General features: G+C 50.5%; 12 protein-coding genes and 1 riboswitch. Of the genes, 2 read left to right on the top strand and 10 right to left on the bottom strand.

All coding sequences use genetic code 11. The annotated features are described in order from the left end of the window. From J0A67_RS00735 to J0A67_RS00700, 8 genes are all read right to left on the bottom strand, one after another. On the bottom strand, positions 1 to 291 hold the full coding sequence (locus tag J0A67_RS00735; protein ID WP_206567359.1) for a Trm112 family protein: 291 nt from the start codon (positions 289 to 291) through the stop codon (positions 1 to 3). Next, on the bottom strand, positions 288 to 920 hold the full coding sequence (locus J0A67_RS00730) for a thiamine phosphate synthase (RefSeq protein ID WP_206567358.1): 633 nt from the start codon (positions 918 to 920) through the stop codon (positions 288 to 290). The genes J0A67_RS00735 and J0A67_RS00730 overlap by 4 nt, the downstream gene beginning before the upstream one ends. After that, positions 917 to 1,981, bottom strand: coding sequence for an AIR synthase family protein (locus J0A67_RS00725; RefSeq protein WP_206567357.1), 1,065 nt, complete (start codon positions 1,979 to 1,981; stop codon positions 917 to 919). The genes J0A67_RS00730 and J0A67_RS00725 overlap by 4 nt, the downstream gene beginning before the upstream one ends. Continuing rightward, entirely contained in the window at positions 1,981 to 2,706 is a 726-nt protein-coding gene (locus tag J0A67_RS00720) for a class I SAM-dependent methyltransferase (RefSeq protein WP_206567356.1), read from the bottom strand. Before J0A67_RS00720 ends, J0A67_RS00725 begins: the two co-directional genes overlap by 1 nt. A gap of 44 nt (positions 2,707 to 2,750) precedes the next feature. Continuing rightward, positions 2,751 to 2,844, bottom strand: a riboswitch (TPP riboswitch). A 278-nt stretch (positions 2,845 to 3,122) separates the two neighbouring features. Continuing rightward, the gene (locus J0A67_RS00715; protein ID WP_206567355.1) at positions 3,123 to 3,974 is read right to left on the bottom strand and encodes a sugar phosphate isomerase/epimerase family protein; all 852 of its coding nucleotides are present in this window, start codon (positions 3,972 to 3,974) and stop codon (positions 3,123 to 3,125) included. Between the two features lie 86 nt (positions 3,975 to 4,060). Beyond that, positions 4,061 to 5,077 carry a ThuA domain-containing protein gene (locus tag J0A67_RS00710; RefSeq protein ID WP_206567354.1) on the bottom strand — a complete coding sequence of 339 codons (1,017 nt, stop codon included), beginning with the start codon at positions 5,075 to 5,077 and terminating at the stop codon, positions 4,061 to 4,063. A 95-nt stretch (positions 5,078 to 5,172) separates the two neighbouring features. Beyond that, positions 5,173 to 6,042: a DUF808 domain-containing protein gene (locus J0A67_RS00705; RefSeq protein ID WP_206567353.1), complete on the bottom strand. Its 870-nt coding sequence runs from the start codon at positions 6,040 to 6,042 to the stop codon at positions 5,173 to 5,175. A gap of 104 nt (positions 6,043 to 6,146) precedes the next feature. Continuing rightward, entirely contained in the window at positions 6,147 to 7,031 is an 885-nt protein-coding gene (locus J0A67_RS00700; protein ID WP_206567352.1) for a phytanoyl-CoA dioxygenase family protein, read from the bottom strand. 216 nt (positions 7,032 to 7,247) lie between these two features. Here J0A67_RS00700 and J0A67_RS00695 point away from each other — a divergent pair, with 216 nt between their 5' ends. Beyond that, entirely contained in the window at positions 7,248 to 8,672 is a 1,425-nt protein-coding gene (locus J0A67_RS00695; protein WP_206567351.1) for a Gfo/Idh/MocA family protein, read from the top strand. 76 nt (positions 8,673 to 8,748) lie between these two features. On the opposite strand, the gene J0A67_RS00690 is transcribed toward J0A67_RS00695, so the two are convergent. Both J0A67_RS00690 and J0A67_RS00685 read right to left on the bottom strand, forming a co-directional pair. Next, a complete protein-coding gene (locus J0A67_RS00690) occupies positions 8,749 to 9,981 on the bottom strand; it encodes a M48 family metallopeptidase (protein WP_206567350.1) in 1,233 nt (410 codons plus the stop codon). A gap of 7 nt (positions 9,982 to 9,988) precedes the next feature. Then, complete coding sequence (locus J0A67_RS00685) at positions 9,989 to 11,035, bottom strand: PorP/SprF family type IX secretion system membrane protein (protein ID WP_438839582.1); 1,047 nt, start codon at positions 11,033 to 11,035, stop codon at positions 9,989 to 9,991. A gap of 83 nt (positions 11,036 to 11,118) precedes the next feature. Between J0A67_RS00685 and J0A67_RS00680 the strand changes: the two genes are divergently transcribed. Beyond that, complete coding sequence (locus J0A67_RS00680) at positions 11,119 to 16,635, top strand: T9SS type B sorting domain-containing protein (protein WP_206567348.1); 5,517 nt, start codon at positions 11,119 to 11,121, stop codon at positions 16,633 to 16,635. Positions 16,636 to 16,639 lie beyond the last annotated feature (4 nt).

Genomic DNA, 16,639 nt, shown 5'->3' with positions numbered 1-16,639 from the left:
CTACTCCCCCAACTCCTTTTGCGCCAAAGGCTTTTCCAGTCGAAAGGAATCCCTGTCCACATCCAACTCAAGCCCCCATCGCTTCATACTGGAGATTTCCAGTGACTTTTCCCGATACTGATCTGGCGTCATAATGGGGATTCCGTATATGATCGGAAAATATCGCTCACAGCAGGAGCAGGTTAATACACCCTCGATGATCACCTGATCCTCGGTTTCATGAAAGACCTGGACATTCAATTCATTTTTATCAAAGGGACAGCAAAGGCGGTCCAACAAACTTCGTTTCATGGTTTTGATTTTAATTGTTTGAGATAGGCATTGGCAGCCTCTCTGGGATTCTCCTCATTGAGAATTCCCGAGATCACCGCGATTCCTTCATAGGAGTATCGCTCCAAAAGAGGGAGGTTTTCCGCTCGGATTCCTCCAGAAAGAAAGATGGGAATGTCGGTCATTTCCCTTGCTTTCTTGATGGTTCCCGGCAGCACGATCTCGCAGGTATCCACAGATAATGAAGGAAAAACCGAACAGAAACTAATGTATGCGAGTCGATTTTCGTTGGCCCAACGGACGGTTTCCAGATCGTTTCCGACAGTAATTCCGATCAGCTTTTTCCGCAATTGGATTTTGGCTTTATCCCAATCCTCCGGAATCCGATCAAAATGCACTCCATCCAGTCCATAAGCTAAGGCCAGCTCCCAATCTTCGTTGAGCAATACCGCAACCTGAAACTTGTCGGCCAGTTCTTTTATCCGAACAAGGAGGGTTCCTTTGGCAGAATCGGTCACCTCCTCCGCCCAATGGTCCCATACCTGCACGATTCCCACACCTCCTTTTAGCGCCTGATGCAGACTAGTAAGGAGCCCGTCCCAGTCTTTCGTGGGGTTCAAGACGAGATATAATCTCCCAAGCCTTTTCATGTCTTCCCTAATTTCAGAGCCTTGAAAAACGCCTCCCAATACGGATCTCTCCCATCAAAGGCAATGGCTTGGGCCATCCCGTCCAAATTTCGAATGAGACGGCTGCGATCTTCCGTAAACGCGCCGATCACTGTGGCAGGAATCTCCTGGCTTTTCAGCTCTCGGATCAAAGCGTCCTCCTTCCCTGGTTTGACAGCCATCAGCATGGCTCCAGCCCCGATGGAAATCAGAGGGTCGATTTCAAAAAGTGCCGCTACCTGACGGATTTCCTCCGGAATTAGGACTTTCTCTTTTTCAACCAAAAAACCGACTCCAGCTGCTTCGGACATTTCCAGCAAAGCCCCTATCACTCCACCTTCGGTGACATCATGCATGGCACGCAATTCCTCCTTTGGCTTCAAGGTACTTGATGCCATAAGTGCCTCAGGAAGTACCGAAAGCTTCCAAAAATTCTCGCTCGCTTTTTTCTGGATTTCTTCTCCCAGCCTGTCCCGAACCGCATTTGGAAATGCCATCGCCAAAAGTGCAGTACTCGAAATAGCGGGCGACTTGGTCAATACAATACTGTCCCCCGGCTTCGCCATGTTACTCGTCAAAACCTGGTCCTTGGGAGCTCTCAAAAACATCGTGCCTCCACCAGCAATGGTCGAATTCTGGCCCGGAACCTGCCCAGTATGCCCTCCCGTGATTGCTATCCCCAAGTCATGGCAAAGCTGATGGATGTGTCCCCAATATTCCCGAAACTGCGACCGCGACAAATCGGGAGGAAGATTCAAGACAAACTGGGCAAACTGTGGCGCAAAGCCAGTCGTGCTCAGATCATTCACCAAAAGATGCACCGACAGCCAAGCCGAGACCTGCATTCCCAAACCCGGAATCAGAGAAAGCGGATCACTGGACACCGCCAAAACCTGTTCCCCACCCAAATCGATGACCGAAGTATCCACTCCGAAAGCCGGGCCGCAAAGTACCTCGGAGCGATCCGCTCCACACAACCCCATCAGTTCCTCTTTGAAGCCCTGTGCATTGAGCTTTCCGGAAAAATCCTCAAAAGCAGCCATCACACATCCGTTAATTTGACATGGAAGCCGAAGAAATCTCCGTAGGGAATCTTCCACTGTTGCTTGGGAAACCATTTGGGTAAGCCGGTGGCATTCCAATCGATAACATACTTGCGATCCGGCAGTGCCTCTGCCACCAAATCCTTTAGGGATCCGGGCGTATAGAAATGTGCGGTAGTGTAGTAGTTGTTTTTCCCAAAAGCCTGCTGGACGCGACGACGAATGAGCTTGGGCGTATTCCTATTCATCATCCCAAAAATGATCCCATACTTGCCTACCCGCACCGCCTCGCGGATCACCTGAACGGGATTTTGGTAGTATTCAAAGGTGGTCACAAAAGCCAATGCATCGAAAGAATGATCCTTGAAAGGCATGTGGTGGGAGTCTGCCAAAACCAGATCTCCGCCGAAGAGCTGCACGCCCTGCGCGAGCATAAAAGGGGAAATGTCCCCTCCAGTCGCTTCCAATCCGATTTCGTGCCACCATCTGGTAAAGCGGGTCGTCCCACACCCAAACTCCAAGAGGCTCTTTACCCGTGTATCCTGCTTGATAAGCCCTTCCAAAGTTTTCTTCTGCCAGACTTCCTGGTATTTGTAGGGCCCCTCGTAGTACTGCTCGTAGTGATCGGTGTCGTCACGGTTGAAAAACCACTCTTTTCTGCCCTGCCAGGTTCGCAGCTCCTCCGGAGCCACCTCGAAATTTTGTTGTTTGATTAGTTTGCCCATTGGTCTAATACTTAGACCTGAATGCATCCCAGAAAGGTATAAAGGCATAAGCCTTTGACAATTCCTACGCTGGCATTATCCAGATCAGGTTCTCGGGTATGATCTCAGCCTTACAGTAAGGCACCCCGTTGTTGTTATTTAGTATTCAAAGATAGGAGAGAGATTGGATAATGCCAGTCCAATCTAGATTCTGGGAAAAACCGATTGCGGCAACTCCACCAGAATTCATTGAAAAGTCCACAAGCCTAAAAGTGGATGTCGTCAATCCAAAAGAGGCTGTCTCATAACTGATGTTTGTCACATTGAGCGAAGTCGAAATGCGGCTGTATTCACTGTAAATGGCCTTCGATATACGCTACTCCCGTAGCTCCAATGCTCAGGCCAACACAATCAGGCCTTTTGAGACAGCCTCTTGCTTAAAAGCCGTGCTTATCCAACATACCCCGGATCAGCTTATACCCATTCTCTGCCATATCCCAAGGCTCGGAAAAGTTTCTCCATACCCCGATGGAATTGGCAAATGCAGGATCGTTTCGGGTGAAGCCTTCGATGGTCAGCCAGCCGGAATAATCGACTTTTTTCAGGGCTGCAAAAGTTTCGTCAAAGTTTACGTGCCCAGAACCCGGAGTACCGCGGTCGTTTTCAGAAATATGAAAATGGCCCAATCTCGGGGCAATCAGTTCTATCGCGGCGCCTAGTTTCTTCTCTTCCATATTTGCATGATGCGTGTCAAACATCGCCTGCACGTTCGGATGGTTGACTTTCGCCAATAGGTAATCTAACTGCTCCATGGTATTGGCTAGGTAGCATTCGAAGCGGTTGAGTGCCTCAGGAGTCAAAAGGATTCCCAATTTTTGGGCATAGTCTCCCATTTCATGCAAGACCTCCGCCGACCAATTGTATTCGTCCTCGATGGGAGCTCGGGAGGCAAAGGTCGCGAAAGCTGAATGAAACGGTCCGCAGAGAACCTGAGAATTTAAGTCCGCTGCCCGATCCAAAACCCAGCGCAATCTTTCCTTGGACTTTTCACGGACATGGGCATTAGGGGAAATCGGATTTTCATCCGGGCCTAAAACCGTCACCGTGGTCACTTCCAAGCCGATGTCAGCACAGTGCTTTCCGACCAATTTGAAAGATTCCTCGGGGGAACCTCCCACAAAAAATTCCGCCCCATCGTAACCGATTTTTTTCAATCGATCCAAGATGGGCAACAAAGCCTCCGACATTTCCGCTGACCAGGCCAGCACGTTGAATCCTATTTTGTTCATGGTTTATTGTTTGTCAATGGCTTGCAGTCATCCGTCGACAGCCGCGCTTCGGTGGAACGTTGACCGTGGACTGCTAACCAAAAATCTTATTTAAAATCCTGCACTTTCATCCCTTTTCTGAACGTATCGAATCCGAACATCGTCGGCTGGTAAGCCCCAACGATCGCTACGTCCAGTTCTGGAGTGATGGCTTCGGACATCCCCAAAAGCCAAAAGGAAGCATTGATCACCAAGCGGCGAAGATCCTCGCTTTGGAAGCCCAAAGAAGAACCCATCGTAGAGGCAAAAGCCATCCCCACTTTTCCACCTTCGATTTGGTAAGGTTTGGTCCAGGCGATGGGCATCACCGATTTTTCCCATATGAGGGGGGCTTTGTCATCCATGCCAGCAGTAGACTGTCCGTAGATCAACACCTCGGCCTCAGCGGGGAGGCCTTGGATTCCATAGACGTCCTCCGGCACCCAGATGTCATTCACCCCGCGCAGGACGGGATGATCGTTCATCTGCGCCACACCGTTGATCAGGGAGCGGGAGCCTTCTTTGCCATGCACCCCGTGGTGGTTCACCCAAGTCTCTCCAAAGATCCGCTTGCCAAACCCTTTCTCCCAACCCGCGTCTTTGCCATTCCAAGTCCATTTGGCATAGGGAGAGGTCTTTTCTTTCTGGTAGGCAAAAGCGTGGGTGGACGTGCGCAAACCCATGATGGGCTTGCCGGCTTTCAGAAAATTTTCGATATGCTTCGTCTGCTCATCCGGAAGCTCCCGGAATCTGATCAGCATAATCATCAGATCGGCGGTCTCCAGATGTTCAAGGCCAGGGATGTTGTTTTGATAGTTTGGGACGATGTCACCGCTGCTTGGCTCTATTGGGAAAAGGACGGTGGTCTTGAATCCGTGCCGCTCTGCGAGGATCTTAGCCAGCATGGGCATGGACTCCTCGGAGCGGTATTCGTCGTCACCGGCTACGAGCACAATGTGCTTTCCTTTACCGGGACCGGCTTTTCCTTCGTATTGAAGAAATGTCTGCCCGTTTTGGGCGCAGGCGAGCAAGCTGAATGAGGCGATTAAAAAACTAAAAGCCAGACTTTTGAATAGAAAAGACATCGTGATTTTGGTTTTTGGGAAGTATAATGGTCTGTATTGCGGGCGTCAAAATAGGCCTTTTGGACAAGTAAGCTATCCCGCAGATGCTGGTTTTGTTATTTTCTTTTGAAAATCTTCTTGAAAGCCATAACCAAGAGGAGGGCAATGATGCCGACAGCCAATCCAATCAGGAATTCTTTGATGATCGCGGGCCAGGATTCGAGCAGGTGATGGAAAAAGTCGATGTTGTGTGCGAAGATGCCTCCGGACACGAGCAGCAATGCGATCGTACCGATAAAACCAATCCCACGGATAAGGTAAGGAAGGGCATTGACCAGTAGCAAGCCGACTTTGTCAGAAAAGCTGTCTTTTGCCTCATTCAGCGCGATGAGCTTGTAGCCAAACTCATCCATTCGGACGACTATAGCGACTATGCCGTACACGCCGACTGTAGCAATCAGGGCAATAATCGACACCACCGCGATCTGTGTAGTCAAAGACTCTCCTACTACTGTCCCCAATGCGATGATGACAATCTCGACCGACAGGATAAAGTCAGTGGTGATGGCCGATTTGATCTTCTGCTTTTCCAAAGCGAGAATTTGTTCCTCCGTGAGGTTCTCATCCAGCGTTTCTGCCACATGATGATGATGGGGCACAATGTATTCGTAGATCTTCTCGGCCCCCTCATAGGCAAGATAAAGCCCGCCAATCACCAAAATAACCGTCACCGCAACAGGCAAAAAGGCGCTGAGCAGGAAGGCAACCGGTAGGATAATGGCCTTGTTGAGCAGAGAACCTTTGGTGATTGCCCAGAGAACCGGCAGTTCACGGTCCGACACAAAACCGGAGGCCTTTTCCGCATTTACCGCCAGATCATCTCCTAAAATCCCGGCGGTCTTCTTGGCCGCCACTTTACTCATTACCGCCACATCGTCCATGAGGGTAGCGATGTCATCCAACAGCGCAAATAATCCAGAAGCCATTCTTATCTATGATTTACGATTTTTGATCTAAGCCTTTACTTGCGAAGATAATGAAGGGGGCACAAAGTAGCCTTGCCGCTTATCCACCTTACAGATCAAATTATTTAAACTTTCAACTCTTCCGGATCAAAAATCAATGGAAAAAACTTCCCTCCCATCTTTTGGCCCTTGGAAATCACCGGCACACCTGCGAGCAGCGGCTCATCGGAATCAGAGACCGTGCCGTCCGCGAAAACATTGAGCACAAAAGCTTTCCGCGATCGCGGCGAAAAGTTTGCAAAGCTGCCATGCACCAGCAAAGGGTGGTGAAAAGCGGCATGTCCGGCTTTTAAAGGAATCGGCACCGGTTTAAAGCTCGCCTTTTGCTCCTCGCTCATCATCGCCATCAAGCCATCCATTTCCCCTGCCAAGGCAGGCTTCTCCAGCAGGCCCCAGCGATGGGATCCCGGCACATATTGGAGACAACCGTTTTCCTCCGTCGCGTCATCCAAGCCGCACCAGCAGGTCAAATGCTGCATCTCAACGGTTCGGGTCCAGTAGCTGTAGTCCTGATGCCAAGCAACATTTCCTCCATGATGGGCCGGCTTGCAAAAAAGCTGATCATGCCAAAATCTCACCGCCCTATCTCCCAAAAGCTGGCTAGTCACCATCCGAAAAGCCGGATTCCAGATCACGTCGTGGAATGCTTCGGCGATACGCCAATGCCCCAAAGAATGAAACAAAACCTTGTTTGGGTCACCGGACTCGTTGCTGTGAAACTCGTGGAATAACTGATGCAAGGGATGCCGTGGATCCATCACTTCGTCCAAAGCCGCCTTGAGCGCTTCGATCTGTCTGGCATCGAGCAGCTTGATGCCTGCGAGGAAGCCATTTTCATGAAAAAAGTCTATCTGTTCCCTACTGAGCCGGTATTGATCCCAGTCTGCTTTGGTTTTGGGTTGGAGAAAAAGCTCCGTTATGGGATGGTGAAAATCGGCCAGATCTTTCATTTGGATTAGGTTTTTTTGGGAGGGAAAAAGATAGAAAAAGTTTGGCGGCGTTGAATCCTGCTATCCAAAAAAATACCCCACCGATAACGATTGCGTTGATTTTAAGGAGCGTTCTACCTAGTTTGGAAAAAAAGAAAATTACCTTGACAGTGGATACTTCAATTGAAGTGCCTAGGGCATGCGGCCCGAGTTTCGTCCATCCAAAATAACCCATCAATGAATAGCAATCGAAGAAGCTTTTTGAAAACCGGAGCCACAGCGGCTTTGGGACTTTCGGGGCTCACGGTGATCTCCCCTTCGGTCCTTGGCAAATCCATGGGCTATGTCGCACCTTCAGACAAAGTCAACCTTGCCTGCGTCGGCATCGGAAACCGCGGAGCAGAGATCATCAAAGAACTCCATAAGACCGGTCTCTGCAATGTCGTCGCGCTTTGCGACGTGGACATGGGGGCCAAACAGACCTTGGACGTGATGAACATGTTTCCTCAGGCCAAGAAGTTTCAGGATTTCCGCAAGATGTTTGATCAGATAGGCAATGAGTTTGACGCGATCAGTATCGCTACGCCGGATTTTTCCCACTTTCCAGTCACGATGATGGCGCTCGCCGAGGGCAAGCACGTCTATGTGGAGAAGCCGATGGCGCGTACTTTCCGGGAAGTCGATCTCATGATAGCCGCCGCAAAAAAATATCCCAAGCTGGCGACCCAGATGGGAAACCAAGGACACTCCGAAGGCAACTATTTCCAGTTTAAAACCTGGAAGGACGCCGGAGTGATCAAAGACGTGACGGCCATCACCGCCCACATGAACAGCCGCAGACGCTGGCATGATTGGGATCCAAAGATCAGCTCCTACCCTGCGGCTGAGCCCATTCCTTCCACCTTGGATTGGGATGTATGGACCGCGCAGGCCGAGCCCCATGCCTTTAACAAGGACTACCACAACGGACAGTGGAGATGCTGGTATGACTTCGGGATGGGTGCCTTGGGAGATTGGGGCGCACACATTATCGACACCGCACATGAGTTTCTGGAGCTGGGATTACCTTACGAGGTCAACCCAACCAAGCTGTCGGGCCACAATCCTTTCTTTTTCCCGATGTCTACTACCCTGGAATTCAAATTCCCGGAAAGAGGAAGCATGCCGCCACTGACCATCACATGGCAGGATGGCCTGGACAACATCCCCGCTGTACCGGAGGGCTATGGTGTCTCTGAACTCGACCCTAACATCCCGCCGCCAAGCAATGGACAAATGCAACCTGCAAAGCTCAATCCTGGCAAGATCATTTATAGCAAAGACTTGATTTTCAAAGGCGGATCACACGGCAGCACGCTCTCCATCATTGGCGGAGCCAAAGCGGAAGAATGGAAGTCAAAACTTCCGGAGGTTCCGGCGAGTCCTTCCAACCACTTCGCCAACTTCCTAAAAGCGGCAAAAGGCGAGGAAAAAACCCGCTCTCCATTCGAGATTGCAGGCCCGCTAAGCCAAGTCTTCTGCTTGGGCGTGCTGGCGCAATGGAGCGGACTGAAGCTGGAGTTTGACCGGGAGACCCGTCAGATCACCAACAACCCTATGGCCAATCAGATCCTCGCAGGCATGCCTCCGAGAAAAGGTTGGGAAGATTTCTACAAGGTTTAGAATCAGGGCATCAACACAAGTCTATAGAAAGCAAGAAGCCGCTGAAAATTCAGCGGCTTCTTGCTTTCTGTCAATTTCATTTCTCCAGCTTCTCCAATCGCTGGAGTAGTGGAGGATGGGAATAGTTTACAAAAACATACCAAGGATGGGGATTGATATTGCTGAGGGTTTTGACTGAGAGGGTCTTCAGCGCATTTGCCAAAGGCGGTCCAGAAAAGGTGGTTTTCGCATAGGCATCTGCCTCAAATTCGTTTTTCCTGCTCAGCGAGTTCATCGCGATCGCCAGCAAGGTGGAGATGGGAGAAAAGAGCATTCCAAAAGCGATCAGGTTCAACTGTACCGACCAAGCACTCCCACCCAAGGCAAAACTCAGATTTTCGCTGAAAACAAACTGGGCAAGCAGGAAAAGGATGATTCCAGTTTGTACGACGGAGATCATCAAACCCAGCAAAATATGTTTCTTTTTGAAATGACCCACCTCGTGGGCCAACACAGCAACTAGCTCGTCTTCGGAATGCTGTTCGATCAAGGTGTCGTAGAGGACGACTTTCTTCCGTTTGCCAAAACCGGAGAAAAAGGCATTGGCTTTGGAAGAGCGCTTACTGCCATCCAGCACGAAAATATTTTCCAAGGGAAAAGCCACAGATTCGGTATAGGAGACGATTTTCCGCTTCAAATCTCCTTCCTCGAGTGGAGTCAGTTTGTTGAAAAGGGGCAAAATCCAGCTGGTATAGAAGAGATTGACCAGGACCATAAACAGCGCCGCCACAATCCAAAACACCCACCAAAAGTCCTTTCCCATCCACTGAATCAGCCAGAGAAACAAGCCTAGCAAAGCACCTCCGATCAAGATGGCCAGTGCATAGCCTTTGAGTTTGTCTTTGAAAAAGGTAGCAATAATGGTCTTGTTGAAGCCGTATTTTTCCTCGATCACGAAGGTCGAATAGTAGTCGAAAGGCAAGCTGATGATATCCGAACCAAGGAAAATCACCCCGAAAAAACCCAAGGAATGGAGAATTGGATTTTCAACCAAGGTCCCCACCCAAAGGTCGATTGATCCAAACCAGCCGTTCCAGATCAGGAGAACACTTAGAACAAACGAAATCAAACCGGAAAGCAGTCCAAAACGGTAGATCTCCTTCTGATAAGCCTTTGCCTCTTTCAGCTTTTCCCTATCGAGGTGTCCTTCCAGCGTCTTTGGGATAGGGGGAACAGGCCGCTTCACGTTGAGATAACTGAGGCCTTTGTCCAGCAGAAAACCAAAGACTACCACTCCCAGCAAGAGGAATTTCAGCGATTCTGGATTCATTGTACGCTTAGAATTTTGGACAAGGCAATATGGTGTCCCTGCGGGAAGGCTTTCCCTGATATTGGTTGGGCAGCGTCCAGGATAGGCTCAACTCGTGCGCACCGCCAGACTGAATCCCCAATTGGGAAACAGTGTAGTCAAAGCTGTAGCCGATATTCAATCCACTCAGCAGGTTGACGCCAAACATCATCACGATGGCGTCGCGGTTGCTCTGCTGCTCTACCGGCTTGTATGGCAAGCCTCTATACCAAAGTCCGAAAACGATAGGTTCAATGGAAAAATATGCCCCCACGTCCAGCTGTTCAAACGGCCCTTGCCGCTTGTAGTTGACAGTTGGAGTGAGCGAACGCTGCTTACGTATGTGGGTAAAATCGCCACGCATGCCCCCCTCGGGAAGTGCAATCCTGTACCCTGCATGAAAGGAAAGCTTCATGGGTAAAGGGCTTACCCCATCGATAAAGGACTGATTGGGCTCATTTACATGGTGGGCAGAAACGCCAGCCCATAAATTCTCGGTAAAGAAAAGCCCCCCTACGGAAAGGGAAAGCATCCCGATAGGATCTCCCAAGCCGGGTATATCTGTCCCCGGCAAAGTCGGACCAAAGGGATCGTTCGGGTTAATCTGATTTGCAAAAACGAGATTTTCATAAAACCCTATTTCTCTGCGTATATAGCTTGCCTGAAATCCGGGACGGAAGTAGGTATTGTCCCCGAGTTTCAATTCATAGGAATAAATGGCCGAAATGGAAGTGGAACGCAGCTTGGCCGCGCCTTCGGTATCCTGCATTACATGGACTCCGATGCCACTGTTATAGTCGGGGAGATAGGTATCGTAATAGGCTGAAAAGGTGGTAAACTGGGCATCAATCGACGGCCATTGGTTTCGGTAGTTGAAGCCCACCCGACCGGTAAGCTCTCCTCCAGCCATAGCCGGATTCAAATAAAGTGGAGCCGCATAATACTGGCTATATTGTGGGTCTTGGGCCAGGGCAGGTGAGGTCATAGCAAGACAAAACCCTGTAAAAAAAACCATACTTAGCAGAGACCGTAACAAGGAATTGTTCGTTTATTTGAGTATTCAGTTAGCTTCTAAACGATCCAGCCCAATTGGTTGTTTTAGTAAGCAGTTCGAAAAATATGAAAAGCAGCCCTATTTCCATAAGGTTCATTTTAATTTTTACAAGTTTCATTTCCCTGATCTTTTTAGGAACAAGTGGTTTGGGGCACTCCCAAAGCTTTAATGAAAACGAATGGATTTTTGGATACTGCAGCGCAAGCTCGGAAAACAGCTACCTGTCCTTTGGAAAAGGCGGTACGGCAAATGTCCAGACCTTACCGGGTTCGGTCATCATCGGAGCCAATAACAATGCCCTTGCGATAGACCCGATTACCGGTCAGCCGCTTTTCACAACCAACGGCGTGCTGGTCTATGACTATGGCTCCAATCCCCTTCAAGGAAGCGCCCCTGGCCTTAATGGAGACATCGACGGAAGACAGAAAGTAGCAACGGGCTTTTTGGAATACGACCCCGACGGAAGCAAGCTTTTTTATATTTTCTATCTTTCCCCTAGCGGCCAACTTCAGTACGCTGTCGTCGACATGAATGCTCCCGGCCAAGCTACTGGAAACGAGAGACCCTTGGGCGAGGTCATAGTCAAAGACCAAGTGATAGGACCCGGAAGCGGGGCACTGCTGGTCGTAAAAACGCCATCCTCATCTTCCTATCTGATCAGCTTCAATGGAGGCAATCTAGTGGCAAACCAACTGGGATCCACTCAGGGGGATTTCACGCAGACTGATACAGAGGGCATCCCCTTTACTCCCAAAGCCATCGTATTTGATGAGGAAAACAACCAGCTGATTGTTATTTCGGAGAATGCAGGAGATGATATTCTTGTCATCCCTTTTGACAGCAGCAGCGGGAGCTTTGGCAGTCCTACGCCAATCACGGAATCAGGCGGACCGGCCGATATCGGGGGTGCGGACTACTCGGCAGATGATTCGTTCATTTATTTTTCCAGGGGAAATCAGCTTTTTCGCGTACCGGCAAGTGACCTGAGCGCCACCCCCGAAGAAATCCCACTCACTCCTGGGCTCAACCAAATCTATGATGTCAAAGCAGGGCCTGACGGACAGTTATACTACATCTATGAGGAAGTTGCGGGCGGGCCCCAACTCATCGGCAGGGTAAACAATCCAGACGAAATAGATCTTTCCCTTGTGACTTTGGAGGAAGATCCTTTTGCCGGAACAGACTTTTGCGGGCGCGTCTTTCCTGTTTTCGCTCCCAATGCAGACATCACTCCCACTGTTGATTTTACCTGGGATCCAGAAGCTCCCTGCTCCAACAATCCCGTTCAGCTGACAAGTGTGATCACACCTGAAAATTACCAACCGGTTTCCTTCAATTGGGAATTTACCCCACCGCTGACGGACTCGGACGGCAATCCGCTTCCAGCCGACTATACCCAGGAACATTTCCTGATTCCCCAGGACGCAGCCCAGGGCACCAGCGTTTCTGTGACTTTGACGGTAGAGTTCGCCGATGGAAGCACCCAAGATGTCAACAAGACAATCCCTCTCACTGAAAATAATCTAGAAGCAAACTTTTCGCCTTCGGACACCACGCTCTGTTTGAGCTGCATTGACCTTGATCCGCTTCTTCAAGCCCAGGCGGCGGAAGGAGATCAAGGTGGGGAAGCGCCTGGCGGTGGCGGGGACACTTACGAGTATTTCTGGTCTAACAAGCGGGACCGGGGATGGATTGGCAAAGAGGCCAATGAGGTTTGTTTGCCGGGTCTCTATTGGGTGCTGGTTCGGGAACCGGGTTCCGAGTGCTATGCCTACGCTGAGATCAGGGTAAAAATCTGGGATCTTCCTGATCAAACGAACAACATCTGGTATTTCGGAGATGGAGCGGGACTGGACTTTAACCCGGATCCAAACGATTCCACAGCTCCGACTCCTAGACCGATTGCGGAAAGACACCCTCAGAACATCCCTGCCGGTACGACTACTATTTCTGATCAGGCGGGTCAGGTGCTTTTCTTTACCGATGGCCAAAAAGTCTGGGATCTCAACGGAGATCTCATGGCAAACGGAGACAGTATAGGGGGAGACAATACTTCCAGCCAATCCGTCATTGCTGTGGGTGTACCGCAGCAACCCACCTTGTTTTACCTTTTCACCACCCAGGCAACCGCTGGCGGCACAAACAGCGTCAGCTTTTCAATGGTGGATATCAAGTCTGAAAACCCAACGGGTGTAGGGAACGTGGTCACGAAAAACAATTTTCTCTTCAGCCCGTCCACAGAGCACTCTGCGGCATTTTCGAGCGGCGATACCACCTGGGTGATGTATCATGAATTGGGAAACAATACCTTCAGAGCCTATCCTGTGTCTGGGCAGGGCATAGGCCAGCCAGTCATGAGCTCAGTCGGAAGCAGTCATGGATTTAATTCCGGAGTAGGAGCGATGAAATTCAGTCCAGACGGAACTAAGCTCGCCGTGACCATTTCCGAAGGCGGGTGCAATAAGACCGAAATCTTCGAATTTGACCAGCAAACCGGTGAACTCACTGAGTATGCCAGACTAGACCTAGGCTGCGACGGGGACATCTATGGGCTTGAATTCTCCGAAAGCTCGGATCGGCTACTAGTATCCTACAGAAACGGTGGCCCCGGGGTCGAAGAGTTCAATATCAAGGCAGTCGACAACGACGATCCGGATGCGGCTGTCTGTCCCTCCTGCTTCGGCACTGCAACCACGAGACCCCAGCTGGAGGCCTGTATTCTTTCCACCAAAAAGGCAGTTAGTGGAACGGCCGGGCTGAATCTCGGCGCACTGCAAATCGCATCCGACGGACAGATCTATGTGGCAGTAGTCGGAGACAACCGCATCGGACAGATACAAGTAGGCTCTGGCTGCAATGGCACCAGCACTTTCAACCAGGATGCGGTCGAACCTATGCCGGGAACCTCAAATCTAGGCTTGCCTTCTTTTGTGCAAAATTCGGGAAGTTCGATCCCCGAGCCTGCGCTTTCCTTTCCGCCAAGACTTTGCTTGGATCCGGAGTTGGGGGCTAGTGCCTTGCTGGAAGGAGCGGGAGAGCCGGACATTGACTCCTATTTTTGGACGATCACCCATGAAGACGGAACGGTCATCCGCGCAGACTACGGCGGGCCCGGAGATCAATTTCAAACTTTGGATCAAATATTCAACACTCCTGGAAAATACACTATCGAGCTCCGCGTGGACCGATGCGGCGACCCTGATTACTACACCGCTGAAGGCGAAATCGAGGTGGTCGCGCCCCCGACTTTGACTCTTGCGGACGACATCACACTTTGCGCGGGCACTCCAGTCACGCTGACAGCCATCGACGGCTATGATCCTGCGGAAGGGCTGTATGACTTCCGATGGACCAATGCCGCCGGGCAGGTATTTGGAGATGAGAATTCAAACTCAATTGAGGTGACTGAGGAAAGCATCTACACCGTGGAGGTTAGCTTCCGACTTCCAAGCGGGCTTGACGAAGACGAGGCAATGTTGTTCGAAACTTGTCCTGCCACCGCAGAAGTGTTTGTTGGCCCTGCATTCGAATTTGATATGGATCAGACGGCCACTGAGGTCTGCTATGAGGAAATTTCAGTCACATTCGCTCCGAACACGCCCATTTCTGGTGAATGGTTTTACGACTTGAATGGCAGTGGCACAAGGGTAGCCTTGGGTGAGTTTTTTGAGTTGGAGCTTTGGGTCAACACACTTCCAGGAGCCGGGCAGTATGAGATTATTTTCGTAGCCGAAGACCCAATCTTGGAAGGCTGTACCATCGAGAAAAAACTCGATCTATTGGTAAACGAGCTCCCGGTATTTACTGCGACACAAACCAGCCCCGCGACGGACTGTGCCACAGCCGATGGGTCCTTTGACATCGCAATGGTCGCAGATGCGTCTGAAGTACGGATTCCAGAACTTAGCCTGACTTTCTCCAATGTCAACGCAGGCGATGTCATTCCGGTCACAGGGGTTTTGCCGGGGGTTTATGCAATAGAGGCGGAAAACTCCACCGGCTGCTTCTACTCTGGGGCGGTGACCGTAGAAAACCAAAACCCTCCCACTCCATATTTCTTCTCCGCCACCCCGACGGACGAAACCTGCTCTCCGACGGGAGTCGAACCAGGCAAAATCACGATCAGTTTTGACAATGGCACCCCACAAGTGGGGACCTTCAAGGCGATCAGACAAGGTGACGGCCAAGTGTTCACCGGCCCACTACCAGCCTCGGCCACTTTTGACATCGAGGTACCTTTTGGAGAATACCTCGTAGAAGTGGCCGACAATTCGGGCTGCTCGGTGCCTGACCCTACGCTCTATTCCATTGCCCAAAAATTCCAGACGGTTTTCTCCGTTCCGACTCAAGTTACAGCTTGCGAAAGCTTCACCTTTGCCCCTGTTGGTCCAAACCCCTTGAACTACACCGCAACAAGCTCCTCTGGCGCGACAATCTCGCCCGATTCAAACGGAGAATTTACCTTCACCCAATCCGGTATCTATACGGTAAGAGGCGAAGATCCAAACGGAGTGGATTGTCCCCGGGAGATCCAAATGCAGATCACGCTCACCCAGCCGATCGATTTCGAACTCTCCGAGCCGATAGTCGATTGCCAGACAGGCATACGCTATGAGGCGATCCTTAACAATGCCGACCCTGCCGATGTGATATTCCTTTGGAAAGACGAATTGGGGGTGATTGTCGGCCGAAGACAAACTTTCGTACCAAGTCGGGAAGGGAATTATTCTCTTGAAGTACAGCCTGCTATCGGAGGACTATGTCCAAGTACGGAGATTCCCTTCACCGCGGAAACACTCGCCGAGGCTGTGACGGTAAGCTTGGATGTCGTGCCATTCTGCGTGGACCAGACCAGTACGACAATCACAGTCGTCGCTGATCTCACCGATGTAGCAGAGATCGAGTGGTATAGTGTGGCGGGTGGTACTCGCACGAGACTATTCCAATACGATGACCTGCCTATCATCGAGGTGTCAGCGGAAGGCACCTACGAGGCATTGCTGAGAAGTATCCATGGCTGCGAACTTGGCCGCGCCAATGGAGTGGTGGCCAAATCGACAATCGTTCCTCCGGTAGTACCTACTGAACTTACAATCTGCGCGGTCGAAGGTGTCACAACCAGCATTGCCCCGGGGATTTACGACAACTACAGCTGGCTACTTGACGGCGTGGAGGTCTCCCAGGATGCCATTTTCACTCCTACCCTACCCGGCAATTATGAATTGCTGGTATCTGACAACCTGGGGTGTGAATATTCTGCGTCATTTGTCGTGAATGAAGATTGCCGTCTTTTGATCTCCTATCCAAACGGAGTGGTACTCAATGATCCCAACCGAGGATTCATCCTCTATGCCAACGATTACATCGACGATATCGAAGTTTTCATATTCAACCGCTGGGGGGAACTTATCTTCTATTGCGAACATGAAAACCTGGAGCCCCGGCAGCCTTTCTGCCCTTGGGACGGCGTAGTCAACGGAAAATTTGTCCCCAACGGTACATACGCTGTGGTGGTGAAGTATACTTCCCGTGCACAAAATCTAACCCAATCTGAAACCAAAGCGATCACGATCATCCAATAGCTTT

Source organism: Algoriphagus aestuariicola, assembly GCF_017254835.1.
GTDB lineage: Bacteria > Bacteroidota > Bacteroidia > Cytophagales > Cyclobacteriaceae > Algoriphagus > Algoriphagus aestuariicola.
Note: the sequence above shows the minus strand (reverse complement) of the source record. Positions and strands in the feature narration are given on the sequence as shown.

Coding starts and splice junctions, on each gene's coding strand:
- J0A67_RS00735 (WP_206567359.1), bottom strand. CDS start 291: ATGAAACGAAGTTTGTTGGACCGCCTTTGCTGTCCCTTTGATAAAAAT.
- J0A67_RS00730 (WP_206567358.1), bottom strand. CDS start 920: ATGAAAAGGCTTGGGAGATTATATCTCGTCTTGAACCCCACGAAAGAC.
- J0A67_RS00725 (WP_206567357.1), bottom strand. CDS start 1,981: ATGGCTGCTTTTGAGGATTTTTCCGGAAAGCTCAATGCACAGGGCTTC.
- J0A67_RS00720 (WP_206567356.1), bottom strand. CDS start 2,706: ATGGGCAAACTAATCAAACAACAAAATTTCGAGGTGGCTCCGGAGGAG.
- J0A67_RS00715 (WP_206567355.1), bottom strand. CDS start 3,974: ATGAACAAAATAGGATTCAACGTGCTGGCCTGGTCAGCGGAAATGTCG.
- J0A67_RS00710 (WP_206567354.1), bottom strand. CDS start 5,077: ATGTCTTTTCTATTCAAAAGTCTGGCTTTTAGTTTTTTAATCGCCTCA.
- J0A67_RS00705 (WP_206567353.1), bottom strand. CDS start 6,042: ATGGCTTCTGGATTATTTGCGCTGTTGGATGACATCGCTACCCTCATG.
- J0A67_RS00700 (WP_206567352.1), bottom strand. CDS start 7,031: ATGAAAGATCTGGCCGATTTTCACCATCCCATAACGGAGCTTTTTCTC.
- J0A67_RS00695 (WP_206567351.1), top strand. CDS start 7,248: ATGAATAGCAATCGAAGAAGCTTTTTGAAAACCGGAGCCACAGCGGCT.
- J0A67_RS00690 (WP_206567350.1), bottom strand. CDS start 9,981: ATGAATCCAGAATCGCTGAAATTCCTCTTGCTGGGAGTGGTAGTCTTT.
- J0A67_RS00680 (WP_206567348.1), top strand. CDS start 11,119: ATGAAAAGCAGCCCTATTTCCATAAGGTTCATTTTAATTTTTACAAGT.